The organism is Chitinophagaceae bacterium (assembly GCA_030053935.1).
GTDB lineage: Bacteria > Bacteroidota > Bacteroidia > Cytophagales > JASGCU01 > JASGCU01.
This window is the reverse complement of record JASGCU010000089.1, coordinates 1-1,217: the sequence shown is the minus strand read 5'-3', so window position 1 is coordinate 1,217 and position 1,217 is coordinate 1. Positions and strand designations below refer to the sequence as shown.

General features: G+C 30.7%; 2 protein-coding genes. Both read right to left on the bottom strand.

Going from position 1 to position 1,217, the window contains the following annotated elements:
* Positions 1-103: 103 nt before the first annotated feature.
* Positions 104-316 carry a hypothetical protein gene (locus QM536_08310; protein ID MDI9357007.1) on the bottom strand — a complete coding sequence of 71 codons (213 nt, stop codon included), beginning with the start codon at positions 314-316 and terminating at the stop codon, positions 104-106.
* 134 nt (positions 317-450) lie between these two features.
* On the bottom strand, positions 451-1,131 hold the full coding sequence (locus tag QM536_08305) for an alkylmercury lyase family protein (GenBank protein ID MDI9357006.1): 681 nt from the start codon (positions 1,129-1,131) through the stop codon (positions 451-453).
* Positions 1,132-1,217 lie beyond the last annotated feature (86 nt).

The following is a 1,217-nucleotide window of genomic DNA, read 5'->3' as shown; positions in this document are numbered from 1 at the left end:
ACAGCTATTTCGGGGTGGTTATGTATTTGCTATATGTCATGTTTCATTATATTATATATTATTTCACAAAAATAAATCAAATATGAATATAAAACATTTATTTTTAGAGATTCCACAAATTATATTTTTTTTTGAATCTTACTTTTTTATTGTAAGCAATGGTCGCTTCTTTTAATTTACTAATAAATTTTTTTGGTTTGTCAGTATCTTTAAATACATCCTCACTTCTAACATAAATATTTCCTTGAAAGTTAATTCTAACTTTTCCGTTATATGCTGTTCTAACAAAACTTATAAAATTAAAAAATTTAGACATACTACTTTTATTGAGTTTTACAAATGTAATACAAATTTTATTTTCAACAGGTTTTTTTGTTCATGTTTTCACGTACGCTTTTTTAGCACGTTTTGCCAAACAGATGTGAGTGGTTCGTTTTCTTCTGTCTATCATCAAAATCGTTCTTTTGATTCACTTAGATTCCAAATTTTACCTTTCAGTTCATACTTCCTAAAAATTCGTTTTGCATCTTCTACTGTCCATTTTGTCCATTTTGGATTGAGATGATTACCGTACCATTTTTTTGAAAAGTTCCATATTTTCTCTATTGGTTGAATGTCTCCTTTTGGAATGTTATGGCGTTTTGCCCAACTGTCTACTTGTCCTTCGTTTTCAAACACCAACATATTGCTACAAGTGTACATAACGTTGTCCCAAGCATGCTTCATTGGTATTGGAAAGTGAATGAAATAATTAGTATCTTGAATTTGTCCGTTTACAATATTTATTTCCATTTGTTTTGTTTCTGCTCCAATGGTTGTTGTTATTTTCACGTCTTCGTTAAGAAGTGCGGCAATTCCCAATGAACACCAAGCACAATTTCCCCACCATTGTCCATCTTTTGTTTGCACATAAAAATTTGTCGGGGCTAATGAAAATGGATGTATTACCCAAACTTTCGGTTCATTTGGGTGTAAAACTACACCGTGATATTCTTGCAGTTCATACAGTCCATTAATAACTTGTTTGTTGTCAGTTTGCAAAGTTTTAGCAAGGTCGTCAACGGAAGGTGCGAATCCATTTTTTATGATTCCAGTGATTATTTGATAATGAAGATTTGATTTTGTTACCATTTTTTGTTGTGATTGTTTTTCTTTTTATACTTACTATTAACGGTTTGTGGATGAGCGAAGGATGGGATTAGAAGTACAAATGTTTA